This is a genomic window from Pseudoalteromonas sp. bablab_jr010, from assembly GCF_016464105.1.
In the GTDB taxonomy this organism is placed as follows: Bacteria; Pseudomonadota; Gammaproteobacteria; order Enterobacterales; family Alteromonadaceae; genus Pseudoalteromonas; species Pseudoalteromonas simplex.
This window is the reverse complement of record NZ_JACDWV010000134.1, coordinates 53,028-74,150: the sequence shown is the minus strand read 5'-3', so window position 1 is coordinate 74,150 and position 21,123 is coordinate 53,028. Positions and strand designations below refer to the sequence as shown.

19 protein-coding genes are annotated in these 21,123 nt (G+C 42.2%); 8 read left to right on the top strand and 11 right to left on the bottom strand.

The window, feature by feature from the left end; all coding sequences use genetic code 11:
- Nucleotides 1-79 precede the first annotated feature (79 nt).
- Nucleotides 80-2,209, top strand: a complete 2,130-nt coding sequence (locus JIG37_RS12250; RefSeq protein WP_199529469.1) for a winged helix-turn-helix domain-containing protein — start codon at nucleotides 80-82, stop codon at nucleotides 2,207-2,209.
- Between the two features lies 1 nt (nucleotide 2,210).
- On the opposite strand, the gene JIG37_RS12245 is transcribed toward JIG37_RS12250, so the two are convergent.
- Nucleotides 2,211-2,540 (bottom strand): 5-carboxymethyl-2-hydroxymuconate Delta-isomerase, encoded by a 330-nt coding sequence (locus JIG37_RS12245; protein ID WP_054551025.1) that lies wholly within the window; start codon nucleotides 2,538-2,540, stop codon nucleotides 2,211-2,213.
- 10 nt (nucleotides 2,541-2,550) lie between these two features.
- Complete coding sequence (locus tag JIG37_RS12240; protein ID WP_054551026.1) at nucleotides 2,551-3,138, bottom strand: outer membrane beta-barrel protein; 588 nt, start codon at nucleotides 3,136-3,138, stop codon at nucleotides 2,551-2,553.
- 103 nt (nucleotides 3,139-3,241) lie between these two features.
- Between JIG37_RS12240 and JIG37_RS12235 the strand changes: the two genes are divergently transcribed.
- The 6 genes from JIG37_RS12235 to JIG37_RS12210 all read left to right on the top strand — a co-directional run bounded on the left by JIG37_RS12235 (nucleotide 3,242) and on the right by JIG37_RS12210 (nucleotide 8,181).
- Nucleotides 3,242-3,712: a CreA family protein gene (locus tag JIG37_RS12235; protein ID WP_054551027.1), complete on the top strand. Its 471-nt coding sequence runs from the start codon at nucleotides 3,242-3,244 to the stop codon at nucleotides 3,710-3,712.
- Between the two features lie 3 nt (nucleotides 3,713-3,715).
- The gene (locus JIG37_RS12230; RefSeq protein WP_054551028.1) at nucleotides 3,716-4,498 is read left to right on the top strand and encodes a hypothetical protein; all 783 of its coding nucleotides are present in this window, start codon (nucleotides 3,716-3,718) and stop codon (nucleotides 4,496-4,498) included.
- A 6-nt stretch (nucleotides 4,499-4,504) separates the two neighbouring features.
- Entirely contained in the window at nucleotides 4,505-5,125 is a 621-nt protein-coding gene (locus tag JIG37_RS12225; RefSeq protein WP_138601711.1) for a LysE family transporter, read from the top strand.
- A gap of 7 nt (nucleotides 5,126-5,132) precedes the next feature.
- Nucleotides 5,133-5,648: a gamma-glutamylcyclotransferase family protein gene (locus JIG37_RS12220; protein WP_199529468.1), complete on the top strand. Its 516-nt coding sequence runs from the start codon at nucleotides 5,133-5,135 to the stop codon at nucleotides 5,646-5,648.
- Nucleotides 5,645-7,192, top strand: a complete 1,548-nt coding sequence (locus JIG37_RS12215; RefSeq protein WP_199529467.1) for a serine hydrolase — start codon at nucleotides 5,645-5,647, stop codon at nucleotides 7,190-7,192. Before JIG37_RS12220 ends, JIG37_RS12215 begins: the two co-directional genes overlap by 4 nt.
- Before the next feature lie 68 nt (nucleotides 7,193-7,260).
- Nucleotides 7,261-8,181 (top strand): histone deacetylase family protein, encoded by a 921-nt coding sequence (locus JIG37_RS12210; protein ID WP_138601705.1) that lies wholly within the window; start codon nucleotides 7,261-7,263, stop codon nucleotides 8,179-8,181.
- On the opposite strand, the gene JIG37_RS12205 is transcribed toward JIG37_RS12210, so the two are convergent.
- Complete coding sequence (locus tag JIG37_RS12205) at nucleotides 8,178-8,471, bottom strand: hypothetical protein (protein WP_138601703.1); 294 nt, start codon at nucleotides 8,469-8,471, stop codon at nucleotides 8,178-8,180. The genes JIG37_RS12210 and JIG37_RS12205 overlap by 4 nt on opposite strands.
- 78 nt (nucleotides 8,472-8,549) lie before the next feature.
- On the opposite strand from JIG37_RS12205, the gene JIG37_RS12200 reads away from it, so the two are divergent.
- The gene (locus JIG37_RS12200) at nucleotides 8,550-11,054 is read left to right on the top strand and encodes an EAL domain-containing protein (protein ID WP_199529466.1); all 2,505 of its coding nucleotides are present in this window, start codon (nucleotides 8,550-8,552) and stop codon (nucleotides 11,052-11,054) included.
- Here JIG37_RS12200 and JIG37_RS12195 read toward each other — a convergent pair.
- The 8 genes from JIG37_RS12195 to prmA all read right to left on the bottom strand — a co-directional run bounded on the left by JIG37_RS12195 (nucleotide 11,051) and on the right by prmA (nucleotide 21,105).
- Nucleotides 11,051-11,860 carry a DUF2797 domain-containing protein gene (locus JIG37_RS12195; RefSeq protein ID WP_138601699.1) on the bottom strand — a complete coding sequence of 270 codons (810 nt, stop codon included), beginning with the start codon at nucleotides 11,858-11,860 and terminating at the stop codon, nucleotides 11,051-11,053. The two genes, JIG37_RS12200 and JIG37_RS12195, sit on opposite strands and share 4 nt — an antisense overlap.
- A 47-nt stretch (nucleotides 11,861-11,907) precedes the next feature.
- A complete protein-coding gene (locus tag JIG37_RS12190; protein ID WP_199529465.1) occupies nucleotides 11,908-14,406 on the bottom strand; it encodes an EAL domain-containing protein in 2,499 nt (832 codons plus the stop codon).
- Between the two features lie 93 nt (nucleotides 14,407-14,499).
- Nucleotides 14,500-15,786 carry a phosphoribosylamine--glycine ligase gene (gene purD / locus JIG37_RS12185; protein ID WP_199529464.1) on the bottom strand — a complete coding sequence of 429 codons (1,287 nt, stop codon included), beginning with the start codon at nucleotides 15,784-15,786 and terminating at the stop codon, nucleotides 14,500-14,502.
- Between the two features lie 15 nt (nucleotides 15,787-15,801).
- Nucleotides 15,802-16,623 carry a class I SAM-dependent methyltransferase gene (locus tag JIG37_RS12180; RefSeq protein WP_199529494.1) on the bottom strand — a complete coding sequence of 274 codons (822 nt, stop codon included), beginning with the start codon at nucleotides 16,621-16,623 and terminating at the stop codon, nucleotides 15,802-15,804.
- Nucleotides 16,624-16,722: 99 nt separating this feature from the next.
- Entirely contained in the window at nucleotides 16,723-18,309 is a 1,587-nt protein-coding gene (purH, locus tag JIG37_RS12175) for a bifunctional phosphoribosylaminoimidazolecarboxamide formyltransferase/IMP cyclohydrolase (RefSeq protein ID WP_138619132.1), read from the bottom strand.
- A 360-nt stretch (nucleotides 18,310-18,669) separates the two neighbouring features.
- On the bottom strand, nucleotides 18,670-18,960 hold the full coding sequence (gene fis, locus JIG37_RS12170) for a DNA-binding transcriptional regulator Fis (RefSeq protein ID WP_002957804.1): 291 nt from the start codon (nucleotides 18,958-18,960) through the stop codon (nucleotides 18,670-18,672).
- Nucleotides 18,961-18,981: 21 nt separating this feature from the next.
- Nucleotides 18,982-19,953: a tRNA dihydrouridine synthase DusB gene (dusB, locus tag JIG37_RS12165; RefSeq protein ID WP_054551040.1), complete on the bottom strand. Its 972-nt coding sequence runs from the start codon at nucleotides 19,951-19,953 to the stop codon at nucleotides 18,982-18,984.
- A gap of 270 nt (nucleotides 19,954-20,223) precedes the next feature.
- Nucleotides 20,224-21,105: a 50S ribosomal protein L11 methyltransferase gene (gene prmA, locus JIG37_RS12160; protein ID WP_054551041.1), complete on the bottom strand. Its 882-nt coding sequence runs from the start codon at nucleotides 21,103-21,105 to the stop codon at nucleotides 20,224-20,226.
- Nucleotides 21,106-21,123: the final 18 nt, after the last annotated feature.

Below are 21,123 nucleotides of genomic sequence, written 5' to 3'. Positions count from 1 at the left end.
GGTTAATACTTGGCTTTTACGTTAGATTGGTAGGGGCTTACACTGCTGTTTATCTAAAATGAGGTTTTATTTAGAGTTAATGGAAACATCTAATCGCGCTTATCAGCTGGGCCCATGTGTTGTTAACCCGCTCGAAAATAAACTGATATGCAATGGCAGTGAACAGCTTTTGCAGCCTAAATTTATTGAGCTATTAGGCTGTTTAGTTGGGCGCTACCCTGAACCTATCACCCGTGAAGATCTTATTAACCATGTGTGGGAAGGTAATTTTTATGTTGGGGAAAAAGCGTTAACGAATGCTATTTGGCATTTACGAAAAACATTTAAAGAACTCGACCCAGAACAAACTTATATAGAGACATTACGTAAAACGGGTTACCGGGTACTGTTAAAGCCTGAACCAATAGCTACAGCCGATGAAGTAAAAACCGAGGGCTTTAGTATCACAGCAGTACAAATAAGGCAGTTGTTTGTGGCTTTTTGTTTAATAAGCCTAGTGGGAATATATTGGTTGTTCTCATCGCCCTCAGAGCAAATCAATTCAAGCTTTGTGTTGCCACTTAATAGCATCGAAAGTGTGACGGCAAGCCCTGGTCGTGAGATTTATCCTTCAATTTCAGATGATCAACACTATTTGGTGTATTCATGGCGACAACTTGGTAAACAAAATAACCTCTATTTACGCGATTTACATTTTCCTGAACACCCAGCCAAGCAATTAACAGACTCACCTTTTACCGAAGGACGCTCTGTGTTTAGCCCAGACTCAAATACTTTATACTATTACCGAATGGCGTCAGATGTTTGTGAAATTGTAAAACTGTCTTTGGTGAATGCCACCAGTGTTGTACTTGGCGAGTGCAGTAATAGCTATGCAGCAGATCTTGATATCAGTAGTGATGGCAAAACTCTAGCCTACATTGCAGATCACACTGGGCAGTCAGGCAACAGGGTGACTCGTATCAAGCTACTTGGGTTACAGGAAAAACAAACAAAAGAAACAGTTATTCCTTGTAATGATGACTGCGAAACTGTGTATGAGTCAGTGTCGTTTTCGCCCGATGCACAGCGAGTTGTGGTTACTCGTAATGTTAAAAACAACCAAAAAGCGTTGTTTTTAATAGATGTAAAAACAGGGCAAAGCCAACGGCTAACTCATGATTTTGTTGATATTCATGGTGTAGATTGGCATCCGTCTAAAGAGCAATTAGCGTTTAGTGCGGTAGAGGGCGGTAAGCGTTATGGCTATTTTTATGATATTAAGAATAAAACCTTAATCAACACGCAAATTGCTGGTATGAGTTCACCTAACTTCAGTGGCGATGGGAGTGTTTATTATCATCAATGGGATTTAGATAAGGTGATCACGCGACTGAAAATAGACGAACAGGTGGCAAGCTCGCCATTTTCTATGTTGTCGACTAACTTTAGCTCGCTCTTTCCCGAGTATAATCAGCAACAGAATAAACTGCTGTATGTGTCGAATGAGTCAGGCAGTTCGCAGCTTTGGATTGTAAACCCCGATAGTAGCTCGCGAAAACAGCTTACTAATATTTCACATAGTACCGCTGAGATCCGTGACCCGACCTGGTCAGCCGATGGACGTTATATCTTGTTTTCATTGAACGATAACGGCAGCGCTCGTTTATATTTTTATGATTTCAAAGTAGAACAAAGCCAACAAATCGAACTGCCATTTAGCTATGCTGCTAAACCTAAGTTTAGTGCTGATAGTCAGCATTTTTTAGTCTCTGATGGTGACTATCTTTACCGTTATGATTTATCAGGAAAAAACCAAGGAAAAGCTGTTGAAATGCCAGCACAGTATGGCGTTGAAACACAATCGGGCGATATTTTATTTACCAATTCGCGCCATGCTATTTGGATTAAACATCATGATACGGGTGTTGAAGAAATGCTGGTGAACGATGTTAAGTTGGCGCGCAAATATGCGTGGTTACGAGTAGCAAAAAACGCGTATCATGAAGGGCGTATTTATTATTATAAAGAGCGCCGAGGTGATTATCGTATTAGCTACTATGACTTAGCTAGTAAACAACATCATGATTTAATTGCTTTGCCTGAGCGCGCTTATAGCCGTTCATCGGGTCTGACCTACATACCCGATGAACGTTGGTTGGTTTACACTGCGTATCTATCGCCTGAGATAGAAATCAAGCGTTTACCCGCAGCTTATTTACCAAAGTAAGCTAGCACTTACGATAGATATCAGCATCCATATCATAAATATTAACGCTTAGACTATACGAGCGGCGGCAGTATGTTCTTAAGCAATTTAATAATTGCTCACTAAGCATCTGCTTTTGCTCTACGGTTCTTCCTGCCATAATTGATGCGCCGATGTGTATAAAGCCATCTTTACCTTCACCTAATTCGTAATGTTGATAAGCGATTGCACGAGTCTTTATGGTCGAAAGATCAAATAAGCCTGAGTCAAAAACGGCTTGGTGAACTTTTTCAACTAACACTTGTGGCAGAATTGGCAAGTCTTCTGAGTGTTCTATAACAATGTGCGGCATGGGGTTTTCCTTAAAAGCGGTAACTAAAACCGATGTTTGTTTGAAATTGGTTTAATACATCACCATCAAAGTGCCATAGACATTGGCTGTCTTCAGATGCTGGTAATGTGCATGATACGTTACTTGCATTATTTACAATAGTTGCCAACCAGCGAGTTTCAATATAAACCCGTGCTTGATCAGTAAATAAATACTCGGCGCCACCATAAAGACCTGTGGTAAAAAACGTATCGGAGTCGGCAAAGTCAGTGCTGACATGATTTGCGCCAATTTGGGCGCCAACAAAACCTACCATACGATTTGCTAATGGTACTTCTATAGCACTTTGAAATAGCAGGTATTGCATTTCAACTTGCTTGTTGGTTTGGTCTTTCATGTCGAGTTTGGTAGCTGAATAAAAGAAGCCATAGCGGGCATTATTAAGGGTTCTATCTAGGCTGACAGTAAAATGGCTGTCATCCTCAAGCTCAATTTTTAGGTTTTCTTCGGTTTGCACCGAGTTAGTAAAGTTTTTGCCGAAACCAGCGCTAATAGAGTAGCCAGCGTGAGCGGTACTACTTAAGAACATTAAACACAGTAAACCAAGCGATTTTTTCATTGTTTAGGTGCTCGTTGTTGAAGATATTTTGAGATAGTATTGAAACATAGCAAGCAAATCGTTGTAAACGGACAACTATCGCTTTTTAATAAGGAACACTAGGATGAAGTTACTAAAATTAGCTGCACTTACTGCGCCATTGATTTTGTTGAGCGGTTGCTCGGATGACGCTGCTTCGGTGAGTTTAGGATTATTCACGACTAAAGATATTAAAGTGGTATCACAACAAGACCCGCTTATAAGCGGTGTTACTTGCCACATCAGCCATATTGAAGCGAATCTTGATTTTGCTGATCCATCTGATATGTCTATTGCTTGTCGTCAAACAGGACCTATAACCGCTGAACAATTACAACAAATTGACCGCAGTAAATCAGGTGAAGTGGTATTTAAATCATCGAAAAGTATTTTGTTTAAATCGTTAAAAGTACGTCGTATTTATGATGCGCCAACACGCACTTTATTATATTTGTCTTATTCAACGAAAGAGTCGAGCGGTAGCCATCATCATGCTTTATCAACTGTGCCTCTATACAATACGGATGCATGGCAATGGGCACAATCACAAGAGTAATTTATGTTAGCGTTATTTAAGTCAGCCCCACTTGTTGATGAGCAAGAGCAGCAGTGGTTAATCGATACCTTTTTATGGGCTGTTGAACACTTTGATAGTGAATATTTTTTAAAACATACACAAATCATTTTACCTAACGGGCAGTTCTTTCCGGATAGGGTATCGAGCGTCAGTGAAATGGCTGAAAAAGTATTTAGCCGAGTTGTTGATTATGCGGGGATGCAGGCGTGGCCAATTAACTTAGTTGCGCCATCTGGGCTTACACCTCAGGTGTTTCCACACTTTGAATTTCAAGACAATTTACGCGGTAGCGAGGCGAGTTTAATTGTGCCGGCAAATCATCCGGTGAATATCTCGTTTAACCCGAACCAAATCAATCAACCGCAAGATTTAGTGGCAAGTTTTGCTGGTACCTTAGCAACCATTTTGATTCACCATGTGGGTGTCTTACCTCCCGGTGGTAAAGAGTACTTACCGCAAGCGAGCGATGCGTTGGCATGCTATTTAGGCTTTGGGGTGATGATGAGTAATACGGTGTATCAATTTAAAGGAGGCTGCGGCTGCGGTTATAACCCTTATGCTAATCGCCAAGCGGCGTTGACTGAGCCACAAACGCTATTTATGCATGCGCTGGTTACGCATTTTAAAGGGGATAATCAGTCGAAGAAGTTTTTAAAGCCCCATTTACGCAGCCAATATAAAAAAGCGCAAAAGCAAATTAAAGCATTGGTGAGTGACAGTGCAAATCCGTTGTTATTAGCATTAGATGAACAAGCAGTAGGGTAATATTGAGTGCAGTATTTAGATGAGTTTTTATTGATAGCCATTGCTCACTTTTTTGCAGTAGCAAGCCCAGGCCCTGACTTTGCAATTGTACTAAAGCAAAGTATTCAACAGGGTCGTAAAAATGCACTTTGGACCAGTGCAGGGGTTGGTGCGGCTATTTTGCTGCATATTGCTTATTGTGTATTAGGTGTGGCATTAATTTTATCCCAGTCACCTAGCTTATTCATGGCTTTAAAATACCTTGCAGGGGCTTATTTGGCTTACTTGGGTGTGCAAGCTTTACGAAGCGCAAAACCTAGCGATAGTAAACAGCAAACCCTTGCTCCTGCTGAGCCTGAATCTGTGTATAAAGCATTTCGACGCGGCTTTTTTACCAATGCCCTTAATCCCAAAGCAACACTGTTTTTTATGTCGTTGTTTACTCTTGTAATAAGCCCTGAAACACCTGTTGTAGTGCAGGCTGGTTATGGCGTGTATATGGCAATGGCGACTTGGCTGTGGTTTTCATTTTTATCATTGATGTTATCAAAAGCATCAGTGCGAGCATTTTTCTTAAAAAGCGGATACTGGTTTGATAGAGGCATTGGTGTGATCTTAATTGCCTTAGCTATTCGCGTTGTTGTGTGAGGTAAGTATGGCGTTATATAACTTTTCATTTGGTTCAAATATGTCATCGAGCAGATTGCTGGCAAGGTTACCTGAAGCAAAGCGGGTAGGCACAGCTACTTTAAAGGGCTATGAGCTGACGTTTGACATGGTGAGTACCGACGGCTCTGCAAAGTGTAGCGTGCGCAAAACAGATCAGGCAGATGCCTTGGTATATGGTGTTGTGTATCAGTTAAACGAAGCTGAAAAGTCGATTCTTGATGATATTGAAGGGCCGCGTTATGACTGTGTGGATATCACCGTTGAACTCATCGATGGTGAGCAACTCGCAGCACATTGTTATATTGCCAACACCTTAGATGAGTCATTATTGCCATTCGACTGGTATCTTCAGCATGTTCATCGCGGAGCGCTTGAAGCAGGTGTACCAAATCATTACAGTGAAGCAATACTCGCAAGACCAAGTTGCGATGATCCAGATAAAACCCGAGCAGCGAAAGAGTTCGCTATTCACAACAATAAAAATCACCAAGGGATATTATGATATTTCGTAAATTAGCCGTTGCCGCGGCGCTGTTATCGAGCTGTTCGTTTTACAGTTATGCCGATATTGATACTAAAAAAATTGAAAAAGTAATCGAAACGTCAATGGCACGTTTTGATGTGCCGGGTATGGCAGTGGCGATTGTTGAAAATGACCAAGTCGTGCTAGCAAAAGGTTTTGGTGTATCTCACCTTGATACCGGTAAAAAAGTAAATAAAGACACTTTATTCGGTATCGCGTCAAACACCAAGGCATTTACCGCAGCAGCGTTAGCTAAATTAATTGATGAAGGTAAGCTTAGCTGGGATGACAAAGTAATTGATCATCTTCCTGAGTTTCGTCTGTATGACCCTTATGTAACACGTGAAATGACCATTCGCGATTTATTAAGCCACCGTAGCGGTTTGGGTTTAGGGCAAGGCGATTTAATGATTTGGCCAGATACTGACAAATCAGTTGATGAAATTATCACAGGGCTAAAATACTTAAAACCAGCGAGTAGCTTTCGTAGTAAATACGCCTATAACAACTTAATGTTTGTAACAGCCGGTGAGGTAGTAGCCCGTGTTTCAGGCATGAGCTGGAATGATTACATCGAGAAAAATATTCTTCAGCCACTTGATATGAAAAACTCACGCGCAGGTTTTTCACGTATCCCTAGTAGCAATAAAAACTGGGCGACGGGTCATATTCCAATGGATGGCCAACTTCATCCATTTTTTGTGAACTACCTTGAAGATTTCCGTGGCGCAGGTGCGATTGCATCAAGCGTGAGCGATATGAGCCAATGGCTACGCACGCAGCTTGCTCATGGCAAAATGCCAAATGGCCAGCAGTTATTCACTGAAAAGCAGCAGCAACAAATGTGGCACCCGCATATTACATCAATGGCATCAAAAAGTGCTTATGAAGCTTACCACCAACAATTTAGGGGCTATGGTTTAGGCTGGAGCATTGAAGATTTCCACGGCATTAAAAAGCTAGGCCACGGTGGTGGTATCTTAGGCATGGTGTCTCAAGTGACTTTATTACCTGAGAAAAACCTCGGTATTGTTATTCTGAGTAACCAGCAAGCATTCAGCGCGCTCTCTGCGGTGACCTATGAAGTGCTCGAAGATGCATTAGATCTTGAAGATAAAGACTGGGTTGAAGATCTTGCTAAAAAGCACTTTGAAGGTAAAAAAGAAGCTTACGAAAACGCAAAACCAGAAACACCTGCGGATTATCAAGCGAAACTACCAAACATCAACTATACAGGCACGCTGCATGATAACTGGTATGGTGATGTGGTTATTGAAGAGTTAAATGGCCAGCTACGTATTGATTTTACTCATACAAAGCGTTTGAAAGGTCAGCTTGAGCATTACACCGGCAATACATTTATTGTTAAGTGGGATGAAAAGTTACTCGAAGCAGATGCTTACATTGAGTTTCAAATGAGCCCTGATAACCGAGTGAGTAGTGCAAAAATGCGCGCTGTCTCAACGGCGGTGACAGACTTTAGTTTTGACTTTAGGAATTTAGATTTACGCGCTAAAAAGTAAACCAAAGTCGCAAAGCCACCATTAGGTGGCTTTGTTATACTGGGGGAAAATAATTCAAGGAGCGTATTATGAGAACGGCAGTTATCTCACATCCATTTTGTCGTAAACATAAAATGATTGAGGATCACCCCGAATGCCCTGCGCGTTTAGATGTGATCACCGACCGCTTGCTAGCAAGTGGTGTTGATATAGCAATTACTCACTTACAAGCTCCTAAAGCCAGCCGCGACGACTTTTTACGTGCTCATGATGAACCTTTGGTAAGCCATGTAGAGCAAACAATTCCAGATGAAGGACTTGCTGAATTAGACGGCGACACTTGGTTGTGTCCTGATTCAATGAAAGCGATTGAACGAGCCGTTGGAGCTGGATTACTCGCCGTTGATGAAATCCTTGCTGATAAGTTGGATGCCGCGTTTTGTTCTGTTAGACCGCCAGGGCATCATGCAAACCGCAGTACCTCTGCAGGATTTTGCGTTTTTAATAACCTAGCCATTGCCGTGAAGTACGCGCAAAGCAAAGGTGTAAAACGCATCGCTATTTTGGACTTTGATGTACACCACGGCAACGGCACACAAGATATATTTTTAGATGATGACACTGTGTTGTTTTGCTCTTTGTTTCAACACCCGTTTTACCCAAATACCGCCGTTGAAAATAACGCGACGTTAGTGAACTCACCGCTGCCAATTGCCAGTGATGGTAATGACTTAAAAGCTGTTTACCTTGAGCAGTGGCTACCAAAACTCAATGAATTTAAACCTGAACTATTGTTTATTAGTGCCGGGTTTGATGCTCACCTTGAAGATGACATGGCAAGCCTGAAGTTTGTTGAAGACGATTACGCATGGCTAACCACGCAATTAGCTGAATTTTGTCAGCAGCAAGGTTGCAAAGGGATTATCTCTTATCTTGAAGGGGGCTATGCTTTATCAGCCCTTGGTCGCAGTGCCGTTGCGCACATTAAAGCGCTGGTGGATGCCCCTTAATCTACCAGCATCGCAAAGGCTTGCGCTGATGTAAGCCGAGTAACCTTACTTAAGCAGCACACTCCTTCTTGTGCTAGATACTCTGTCACTCTATTCGCAAGTTCAACGTCAGTTAACGCTTTCACGCTTTCTCCCTGCAAGTTGACATACAGCCCTGTTGTTAAAAGCAAGATAGCTTCTTGCTGCTGCTCTTCACTCAAACCATATACAAAGCTTTCTATATCGGCTTCATCTTCTACTAATGCTAATTCATGGTCTGAAAAAATAATCTTAGGAAATGATGAGTGCATTTATTGTCCTGTGTCAAAGCTGCCGAGGTTGAAATGATTATAATTGCCAATTCATGTAAGAACTAGGAAAGTCTACTTATGAATCAACCAAGACGACATCAAAAGGTGAGTGATGTTTTTTCGCAAAAGCTGGTATCGTGTCCTGCGCATACGCCTTTGGTCGATGCGGTGAGGTTGATGCATGTTCACAATGTAACGGCGATTTTTATCAAGCATGAGCAGTCTGTTGTTGGTATTTGGACTGAGGCTGATTGTTTGAAAATTGACATCAGCAGCCCGCTCTATAAGAACCTTGCCATTCACGAGGTCATGTCTGCGCCTGTTATTACAGTGCCGAATCAATGCTCAGTCAGTGATGCAACCCTGCGTTTTCAACAGCATGGCATTCGTCATTTATTGGTGATGGATAGTGAGAATCAGCCTGCAGGTATGTTGAACTTATCTGATATTGTGCATAACCAAGGTTTGGACCACTACCTACAATTTCGACCTATTCATGAACAGTATTGCACTGACCTAGAGATAGTTGATGCGCAAACACCGATAGAAGAGGTTGTGCAACTGATGCGTGCAGGCCGCCTTGATAGTGTACTGGTTTATAACCGAGAGCTTGAACTGCACGGTATTATTACTCAGCGTGATATTGTTGAGCTGATCATTCAAACTGAGTGGCTAAATCCTTGTTGGCAATATGCCAGCTACCCGCTCATTGAAATTGATTGTGAAAGCAGTTTATTTGATGCGTATCGCACTATGACAGATCGTAATGTGCGTCATTTGGTGGTCAGAGATGATGAAATTTGCGGGGTAATTTCATTCGCTGATTTGATCACTGAGATTGAGTCAGCTTATTGCTGCGAGCTTGAGCGGGCAATTGAGCAGCGTGATATTGCTTTGCAAAAGTCACAACGTAACTTGTTTTTGGCAAATAAAATTATTGATGCCTCACTCGATGGCATAATGCTAACCCGTAAAGACGGCACGATTATTCAAGTTAACCCTGCTTTTACTAAATTGACCGGCTTTGCTGAGCATGAAGTAATTGGAAAGCGCCCTAATATTTTAAGCTCTACAAAACATAGCCGTTCGTTTTATCAAAAGATGTGGCATGCCATTGAATACGAAGGGGTCTGGCAGGGGGAGATCTGCAATTGCAAAAAAGGTGGTGAAGAGTTTGTTGAGTGGCTCACCATTATCCAGATTAAAGATCCTAACTTTGATGAAGTACTTTATGCGGCAATTTTTAGCGACATTACAGAGCGCAAGCGTGCAGAAGAAAAAATTGCCCAGCTCGCCTATTACGATGAACTGACAGGCCTGCCTAATCGGCGCTTATTTCATGACCGACTCTCAATAGCTCTTAGCAGCGCCAAACGAAACCATGATCTATTAGCGGTGATGTTTATCGACTTAGACCGCTTTAAAGAGGTGAACGACAGTTTGGGGCATGACGCTGGCGATAACTTATTACAGCAAGTGGCAGAGCGTATTTTATCAATTCTTCCTGAAGGGGATACCCTTGCACGCTTAGGTGGCGATGAGTTTGTCCTGTTATGTGAAGTAAATCGGGTTGAAACACTGCTCAACTTTGCCGAACAAGTATTACAACAAGTGAGTATGCCGCTTGCTATTAACGAGCATGTGGTTGCAATTACAGCCTCAATTGGCGCTGCAGTTTTCCCTGATGATGGCGTAGATAGCGCTACGTTGCTCAAGCATGCCGATATTGCTATGTACCGTGCTAAAGAAGTGGGGCGTAATTCATTTCAATTATTCAAACCTGCGATGAATGCACGCTCTTTAGAGCGATTGGCTATGATGAGCCGATTACAAAACGCCATCGAAAGCGATGAGTTTGAGCTTTATTTCCAGCCTAAGCAGCAGTTAAATTCTGGCAAAATTTTAGGGGTAGAGGCGCTCTTACGTTGGCATGAGCCAAATCTTGGGGTGATATCACCCGCTAAATTTATTCCTCTTGCTGAAGAGCTTGGCCTAATTGTGAAGCTTGATTTATGGGTCATCGAGCAGGCCTGTAAAGAGTTAGAAAAATGGCAGCAACAAGGCATTGAAGCAGGGCGCTTAGCAATTAATATTTCGGCTAATCACTTACGTCAGGGGCAACTAGCATCAAATGTAGAGCGCTTACTCGAGCGTTACGATGTAGACCCACACAAGCTTGAAGTAGAGCTTACAGAAAGCTGTTTTATCAGCCACTTTAGTGAGGCTAAGCAAGAGTTACTCGCGCTTAAAAAGTTAGGCGTGCATATAACGTTAGATGACTTTGGCACGGGCTATTCGGCTTTAAGCTACTTAACCAAACTGCCAATTGATACGTTAAAAATTGATGCCAGCTTTATCGCAAAAGTGCCAGATGAATACGGTAATAGTGAAATTGTCACGGCGATTATTAGCCTGGCGAAAAGCTTGAGTATTCATGTTGTCGCGGAAGGGGTAGAGAAGGTAGAGCAGTTAAATTACTTACGTTCACTTAACTGCGATACCATTCAAGGCTATTACTTTTGCCGCCCAATAGCGAAGCAACAATGGTATGACTTTTATCTCAATACCGAAAAAAGAGCCTAAGCTAGGCTAATTTCGTAAGAAGTGAACTTACGAATATTAATGACGCCAGTATCAAAAATTAAGTACTGGCCTTTAATGCCTTTTAAAATACCCGATACTTCTGGTGCTTTATCAAAATTGAAAGAGCTGATCTTGCTTGGGTATTCACTTACTGGGTAGTCTAGCTCGACCACCTCTTCATCGAGCTTTTCAATGGCTGTTGCGCCAAATAGCTCTGCAAGTTCACTCAGCTTAGCATCAATTTGTGGGATCAACTCTGCTGCCGCAGCTTTTAAATCAATCGCTTCAGATTGGCCTTTTAGCATGTTTCGCCAATTGGTTTTATCAGCAATAAACTCGGCTAAAGCAACCTCAACTAAACCCGATTGAAGGCGGGTTTGTACTTTGAAGATAGGTAAAGCTTGCGTCGCACCTTGGTCAATCCAGCGTGTAGGAATTTGAGTATGGCGGGTAATACCTACTTTTAGGCCAGAGGTGTTGGCTAAATACACGTAATGCGGGATCATGCAGTTTTCTTCACCCCACTGTGGCTCACGACAGGTGCCTTTATCAAAGTGACACGTTTCAGGTTTCATGATACACATGTCACAACTAGCCAGTTTGCGCATACACACAAAACAGTGGCCTTGAGAGTAGCTTTTCTTGGTTTTCTTACCACAGTTACAGCAAAAAATATTGCCGGTGAAAGTCAGCGAGAGCGGCTTACCAATATAGTCATTTAATAAAACTAGCTCATCACCGATAGGTAATTGATATTCGACAGGAGAGGTCAGTGTCGACTTTAATTTTCTGATCGTACCTTGCATCTTTACATGGCCCCTAAAGATGTTAAAAAAGGGCAGTGTAACACGGCCTATTTAAATTGTGAGGCAATAAAGCTTAGATACTCATTAATCGGCACCGCTTTGCTGTAATAATAGCCTTGCCCTTGATCTGCGCCCATCTTGATCAGCATTTTTTCTGTTTCTTGGTCTTCAATGCCTTCGATGGTGATATTCATATCAAGGTTATGGGCCATATCAATGGCCGTTTTTACCACCACTTGGTTGGTAGTGTTATTCACTAAATCCAGAATAAAGCTCTTATCGACTTTAATCGTACTAAAAGAATAATTCACTAAGTAGTTTAACGACGAGTAACCAGTACCAAAATCATCGAGTACCACCTTGCTACCGAGTTTATTGAGTTCGCTGATAAAGCTGACCATTTCATCATGGTTCTTTATAAGCGCAAACTCAGTTAATTCAAACTTTAACTGATCCGCAGTAATGCCATGTTTTAGAATGGTGTTTTCGACTTTTTCGACCAGCTTAGGGATCGCGAGATTCTTAGCACTTAAATTAACGCTAATGGTATGGTCGCGATAGCCTTGTCGATTAAGCTTTGCAGCGGCTAGGCAAGCCTGATCAATCACCCATAAGCTCAATTCGTTAATTAAACCAGTGCGCTCAGCCAATAAAATGAGTTGCTCAATATCAAGATGTTTACCTGCTGTTGGCCAGCGTAATAATGCCTCAGCACCAGAAATAGCACCGCTGCGTAAACTAATAATGGGTTGTAAGTAAATAGCTAAGGTATTACTTCGCATTGCTTGTTGTAACTCAGCAGCAAGGCTCACATCCATATCAATATGAGCTTTACTAAAGTCTATATTTTGCTGTTTTTGCGATAAACCTAAGTAGCCACGTTGTAGCCAAATATCAAAGCCATCATCACTCACCGGTTCAGTAATGCTATAGCGGTAATAAAGCTGAAGGTCTAAGCCTGCCACTTTATATTGCTTAGGTAGCTGCTTGCATATATTGCTAAGTTCTTGATAGATTTCTGCTTTCGATTGAATTTTGGTCGAAATAAAAGCCAGTACACCATTGCCTAAGTCAGCCACTTTTGGACTGTTATCTAACGCTGATTCTAAATTAATAAATTGCCTATTTTTATTAATTTGATGCTCTAGCGATTGGGCAACAGTAATAATTATTTGGCTGCTTTGACTTGGCTTTAGAATGCTCATAAGGGCATTGAATTGCTCTATTTTCACTAAACAAAGGTTAGCGAGTCTTTGCTCCGAGGCAATCGCCATGTAGGCTTGTTTGAGCATTGCTTGGTTGAGTAGCTCAGTTTGTTGCGTATGGGTTGCATGATACAGCGCTTTTTCACGTTGATAACGAACACGGTCTGCCAGCGCCATTGCCATAAGCACAATCTCACAGAGAATGGCGACTAAAAATATGTGCCTAACAGCAAAACTGTAGGGAATAAAGCCCGTTAGTTCTAACGGCTGAATGGCAGCGCCTACAATCAGTGGCACCCACGACATGACATAAAACTTTGCCCACCGAAAACCACTCACCAACTTTTTGTAAATCATGCAAATACATAAAATGTATAACGGCACCATGATGGCAAAAAAGATTTTCGAGGAATGGTATTCCAACATAAAAAAGCTGAGCAAACCGAGGCTGAACAGCAAGGCTAAAAAGCTGATACTGAGTTTGTATAAGCGGCAATTGTCTTTATGGTAGCGTAAGAACATGGTGCAAAAGGCGACGGTGAAAAATGCAATCGCGTAGTTACTGAAGACCACTTGCTCATTAAAAAAGATTTGCCACGATAACGGCCATAAATAAAAACCAAAGCCTAGCACTGAGCCCATAAGTAGTAGTGCTGAGATGATGTAGCCTATATAAATAAGATAGACGCGGTCACGGATCCCTAAAAATAATACCAAGTTATACAGAGCTGCCATGATCAGCACACCAATGAAGATCCCCCAAATTCCTGATTGCGAACGTAGTAGGTCTTGAAACTCTTTTTCACCATAAATATTAATAGGTGTTTTGCTAATCCCAACCGTATCTATTTTTATAATGAGGGATGTTTGTTCATAGCCCTGCATGGTGAGCATGCTGTGCGGTGTACTGTATTGAAACAAACTAAGGCCAGAGACTTTATCACCTAGCTCGGTTGTATTTATAAGCTGCCCTGTATCATCAACATGATAAACGCTAAGGTAATCAACCATAGGGTTGTCAAAGTGAATCGCCAGCTCCACAGGCTTAGCTTGACGGTTTTCTAAATCAAGCCTTAACCAATAATCTTGCGCTGCTAAATCCCATTCAACATCTTTAAAAGGGCGATGTTTAAGCTTGTCTGGCTCAGCTAAAAACTGCTCGAGTGTTAGCGCTTTACTGCTATCTATTCGATACGCCGTATTACTGTAGATGGGGGCTGTTTTATCTATGGTGTAGCGGGTAGGGCTGGCTAAATGTGCAGCTAGGGTAGCAATGATAAAAAACAAAATTGTCAGAATAAGAAATGAAACAAAGTTATATTTCAGTGCTTTATTATTCAAAATTAGTTCTTTATCTAGGTAAATATTCTCATAGTGTAGCATTAAAAAAGCGCAGATAAACTGCGCTTTTTTCAGAATTAGACTGGTTTGACCTTAATTCTGTTCGCGAGCAATTGCACGATAGGCGATATCAGTACGATATTCCATGCCTTCCCAGCTGATTTGATCAACTAGTTTATAAGCACGTTGCTGCGCTTCAGTTACAGTGTTGCCAAGTGCCGTAGCACACAGTACACGACCGCCAGCTGTTACTACGTTGTCGCCGTCTTGCTTAGTCCCTGCGTGGAATACTTTCTCACCTTCAGGGTAAGTAACTTGCAAGCCGCTGATTGCATCACCTTTCGGGTAGCTATCTGGGTAGCCTTTAGCTGCTAATACAACACCGACTGCTGCACGTGGGTCGAACTCGATTGCTGTTTTATCTAGTTCTTCACGGTTAGCCGCTTCGATAAGTTCAACAAGGTCAGACTTAAGACGAAGCATCATAGGTTGTGTTTCAGGGTCGCCAAAACGACAGTTGTATTCGATTACTTTTGGCGTACCATCAGCGGTGATCATTAAACCAGCGTATAAGAAACCAGTGTAAGGGTGGCCTTCTTTTGCCATACCTTCAACTGTTGGGTTGATCACTTCGTTCATAATACGTTGGTGAATTTCATCTGTAACAACTGGAGCCGGTGAGTATGCACCCATGCCACCAGTGTTTGGACCTTGGTCACCGTTGTAAGCGCGTTTGTGGTCTTGGCTAGTTGCAAATGGCAGTACGTTTTTGCCATCAACCATCACGATGAAAGAAGCTTCTTCACCTTCTAAGAACTCTTCGATAACTACACGGCTACCGGCTTCACCGAAGCTGTTGCCTGCAAGCATATCGCGGATAGCTTCTTCAGCTTCAAGCTCTGTCATCGCAACGATAACGCCTTTACCTGCTGCTAAGCCATCAGCTTTAACAACAATTGGCGCACCTTTTTCTTTTAGGTAAGCCAATGCAGGATCGATTTGCTCAAACGTTTGGTAATCAGCTGTTGGAATGTCGTGACGTGCTAAGAAGTCTTTAGTGAATGACTTCGAGCCTTCTAGCTGTGCAGCACCTGCTGTTGGGCCAAAGATAGCTAGACCGTTTTCACGGAATGTATCAACGACACCTAAAACAAGCGGTACTTCTGGACCAACAATAGTTAACTCAACGTTGTTTTCTTTAGCAAAAGTAACTAAACCTGCTAGGTCTTCAACGTTGATAGCTACGTTTTCAAGTTTTGGCTCTAGTGCAGTACCTGCGTTACCAGGAGCTAAGAAAACGGTGTTTACTTTAGTATTTTGTGCAGCCTTAAACGCAAGAGCGTGTTCGCGGCCGCCACTGCCGATGACAAGTACATTCATGGCGTATAATCCTATTTATAGCGGTTTTTTAAACTTCAGCGTCATACGATCACTTTCACCAATCGCTTTATACTTCGCGGCATCTTGCTCGCCTAAACGAAGGCTTGGTGGTAGTGTCCACACCCCTTTAGGGTGATCTGCTGTATCAAGTGGGTTTGCATTAATGTCACTGCTTGCCACCAGTTCAAAGCCAGCTTGCTTTGCAATATCAACTACATAGCTTTGCTTCATATAACCTGATGATTTCTGATCTTCATCGCTGCGCGCTTCAGGTAGACGGTGTTCAACCACACCTAAAGTGCCGCCTGGTTTAAGTGCTTTATAAAATGCTTTAAACGCACTTAACGCGCCTTCTTTATCTTTACCCATGTACCAGTTGTGTACATTTCTAAATGTTAAGACAAGATCTGCGCTACCCGCTGGTGCAATATCAAGATGTGTTACTGGTGCAAATTCAGTTAGTTTAACTTCACTGAAGCGTGCGTCATCGCTCATCTTTTTCTTAAAACCAGCTAATGAACGTTGGTAATAACCCACCTCAGAATCAGCAGGGAAATGTGCCGCGTAGTAAACACCATGGCCTTTTACAGCTGGCGCAAGGATTTCGCTGTACCAACCACCGCCCGGCGCAATTTCAACAACGGTCATGTTTGGCTTAAAGCCAAAGAACTCAAGTGTCTCAACTGGATGGCGATATTGATCACGTGCGCTATTTTTAGCATCACGTTCACTTGATTGCACGGCTTGTGTAAGCGCTGATTCATGAGAATGGCTTAGAGCCTGTGCTGATGTCAGTGCAAGGCTTGCAACAAGTAACGACTTAACGGCAAATTTCATCATCTATTCCTTCATTATATGGGTAATTATTATTAATCAGAATACGTGAATTTGTGGCAAACAAAAAGGGTTAAGCTATGTGCTTAACCCTTTATGTGATTAGTGGCGGAAATGGCGCATACCTGTAAATACCATTGCCATACCAGCTTCGTCAGCTGCAGCGATAACTTCTTCATCGCGCATTGAGCCACCTGGTTGAATAACTGCGGTAATGCCAGCCTCTGCTGCTGCATCAATACCGTCACGGAATGGGAAGAATGCATCCGATGCCATAACTGAACCTTTAACTTCAAGGTTTTCGTCAGCGGCTTTGATACCCGCAATTTTAGCTGAGTAAACACGGCTCATTTGGCCTGCACCTACACCAATCGTCATACCGTCACGTGCATAAACGATTGCGTTAGACTTAACGAATTTAGCTACTTTCCAGCAGAATAATAAATCTTTTAATTCTTGCTCAGTTGGTTGACGCTTAGACACAACTTTAAGGTCGCCTTGCGTTACCATGCCTAGGTCGCGGTCTTGAACTAGAATACCGCCATTAACACGCTTGATGTCGTGACCTGTTGCATTACCAGACCACTCACCACACTCTAATAAACGTACGTTTTGCTTAGCAGATACGATTTGTGCCGCAGCTTCAGATACTTTAGGTGCAATGATAACTTCAACGAATTGACGAGCAACAATTGCTTCAGCTGTGTCTGCATCAAGTTCTTTATTGAATGCGATGATGCCACCAAATGCTGATGTAGGGTCAGTTTTGAATGCACGATCATAAGCTTCAAGAATGTTGTCACCAATTGACACACCACAAGGGTTCGCATGTTTTACGATAACACACGCTGGTACGTCGAATTCTTTTACACACTCTAATGCTGCGTCAGTATCAGCAATGTTGTTGTAAGAAAGTGCTTTACCTTGCAGTTGAACTGCCGTCGCAACAGATGCTTCAGTTAAGTCGTTTTCAACATAAAAAGCAGCGTCTTGGTGTGAGTTTTCACCGTAGCGCATATCTTGCTTCTTAGTGAACTGCATGTTGATAGTACGTGGGAACTTAGTCTCTTCAGCTGCTTCCTCTGTGTAGTCAGGAACCATCTTGCCAAAGTAGTTTGCAATCATGCCATCGTACTGAGCTGTGTGCTCGTAAGCAGCAATAGCTAGATCAAAACGTGTTTTATACGTTGTTGAACCGTTGTTGCTTTGCATTTCGCTGATCACACGGTCGTAATCTTTTGCATTTACCACGATAGTTACGTCTTTATGGTTTTTCGCCGCAGCGCGAACCATAGTTGGACCACCGATATCAATGTTTTCAATCGCATCTTCTAGGCTGCAGTCTTCTTTCGCAACAGTGTTTGCGAAGGGGTATAAGTTAACTACAACGATATCGATAGCAGAGATGTTATTCTCGCTCATTACGTCTTCATCTTGACCGCGACGCGCTAAGATGCCGCCGTGAATTTTTGGATGAAGTGTTTTTACGCGACCATCCATGATCTCAGGGTGACCAGTATGGTCAGATACTTCAGTGACTTTGATGCCGTTATCAGCAAGTAATTTGCAAGTACCGCCAGTTGATAAAATATCCACGCCTTGTGCTTCAAGAGCGCGAGCAAATTCAACGATACCGGTTTTATCTGACACACTTAATAGTGCGCGACGAATTGGACGATGTGTATCCATTGTAGTTTTGATTACCTCAATGTTTGAGCTAGCTTAGAAAGGCGGTATTTTAACTGAATCTGCTTTAAAAAACGACGTTTAAAGCGTGAGGATTTTGCATAGTTTTTAACAGCTATAAAAAAAGCACCCTAAGGTGCTTTTTTCAAAACTTTTATTTTCGTTCTTTAAAAACTTACATATCAGTTCTTAAAAAACTTTTATACCAGTTGTATTGGATTAGTAAGCAATTATGACGACAGAGAAATAAGTCAATAACAAGGCAAAAATTTTGTAGTGTAGTTATTCTACATAAGAAATTTTTAACGCAGTTAGGGACTTATTTAACTCGTTAGAATGATTACGGTTTCAATATAACGGGTATCAGTTCATGCCGTATTTTTTAAGCTTCTTACGTAAAGTACCACGGTTGATACCTAGTAAGATTGCAGCACGAGTTTGGTTACCACGCGTGTACGTCATTACTTCTTCAAGTAATGGTGCTTCTAGCTCAGAAAGAACAAGGTCGTATACGTCTTGTACGTCTTGACCATTAAGTTGCTTTAAGTAGTGATGAACAGCTTTTTTCACTGCATCACGCAACGGCTGTGGTTTCTCGTGTGACTGTACATGAGGGTTTGTGATAAATGGAGAAGTCACGTTTTGTTCGAACATCGTTATATGTCTCTTTCTTTCTTAGTTAGCTGCTAGTGTTTTAAAGTATTCTTCTAATGCGTCGACTTGTGCCTGTGGGTTATCTAACGCATTAAATACTCGCCTAAACTGACCGTCACTGTCATGGGTTTGCAAATACCAAGATACATGCTTTCGAGCGATACGCGCTCCCATTGGCTCCCCGTAAAACTGATGAAGATTGTCTAAATGCTCCATCAAAATGCTACGCACCTCTGCAATTTCAGGTGCTGGCAAATGTTCTCCAGTTCGCAAATAGTGGTCTATCTCCCTAAAAATCCAAGGGCGACCTTGGGCGGCTCGACCAATCATAATGGCATCTGCACCCGTATAATCCAAAACCTGCTTTGCTTTTTCTGGTGAAGTAATATCACCATTGGCAACGACAGGGATAGACACTGAACGTTTAATATCCCTAATTGTGGCGTACTCTGCTTCACCTTTATACATACATGCGCGCGTTCGCCCATGTACTGCCAGTGAGGCAATGCCATAACGTTCAGCTATTCTCGCAATCTCGACACCATTACGGTTATCCTGATCCCATCCAGTACGGATTTTTAAAGTGACAGGGACATCAACAGCGTTTACAACGGCATCGAGTATCTCTTGTACTAATTCAGGAAACTGTAATAAGGCAGAGCCTGCGAGTTTCTTATTCACTTTTTTAGCTGGGCACCCCATATTGATATCTATGATCTGTGCACCATTGCTGACATTGAATTGTGCTGCCTGTGCCATAAGCTCAGGATCGGCTCCGGCGATTTGCACCGAACGAATTCCCGATTCACCGCTGTGATCCATACGGTTCATCGATTTTTCAGTTTTCCATACTTTCGGGTTTGACGAGAGCATTTCAGAAACAGCAAGGCCCGCACCTAAGCGACGGCAAAGTTGTCTAAATGGTCTGTCTGTAATGCCTGCCATTGGCGCGACAATTACATTGTTCTCAAGTTGGTATGAACCGATACGCACTGTTATTCAATTGGCCTCTTTTCAAGGGGCGCTAAGTTTACGGTTTTTTTGGCAAAAATCAAAGGCTATAAATTGAACAAAAGTGACTTTTTTTTGCCCTTTTCGTATTGACTTTTGATAACAGTTTGACGGGTAGGTTGATTTGTTTGATATTTAAACAGAATTTTTTTTACTCGCAAAAAAGTGCGAAACGATTAACTGTAAAAATAAGGTAAAGCCTGTTAAATATAGGCTTTACCTATTATGTTTGAGTAAATGCTCTAGTGCTGTTTAAGCTTTTTTGACGCCGCTGATACGGGTCCATTCACCTTCAACAGCCACTTCATCAAGTGCTAAAAACGGGGCATAAACATCGGCTACAGACTGAGCTTGTTCTTCTAAAATTCCTGACATAGCAATTTTACCATTCGGTTTTAAAAGACCTAAAATCACTTCATGTAGTTCACGAAGTGGTTGAGCTAAGATGTTTGCAACCACAATATCGGCTGTAAACTCTGGTTGATCTTCAGGTAAATACACTTCAAGTTTATCTGCAACGCCATTACGTTTTGCATTATCGCGGCTTGCTTCAAGGGCTTGAGGATCTATATCGATACCGATCATACGCTCTGCCCCGAGTTTGATCGCCGCAATTCCTAAAATACCTGAGCCACAACCAAAGTCGACCACGGTTTTACCTGTTAAATCTTGGCTTTCTAGCCACTTTAAACAAAGCGCAGTGGTTGCATGGGTACCTGTGCCAAAAGCAAGGCCAGGGTCGAGCAATACATTAACCGCATCAGGGTCGGGAATATCGCGCCAACTTGGACAGATCCATAAGCGATCACCAAATTGAATAGGGTGGAAGTTATCCATCCACTCACGCTCCCAATCTTTATCTTCAAGCTGTTCAATTTTATAAACGAGCTTATCGGCGAGTGTTGCTTCAGCATTTAATGTTGCTACAACGCTGTCCATATCATGGTTTGCGTCATACAGGCCAATCACTGTGGTATCAGCCCATAACTGCACAGTACCAAGCTTTGGCTCATAAATAGGAGTATCTTTGGCATCAACATAAGTGACTGAGGCACTGCCAGTGTCCATGAGTAAGTCGCTGATTAATTCAGCGTTGTCTGCGTTTGCATTGATGCGAATTTGGATCCAAGCCATGAATATCTCTCGAATAGA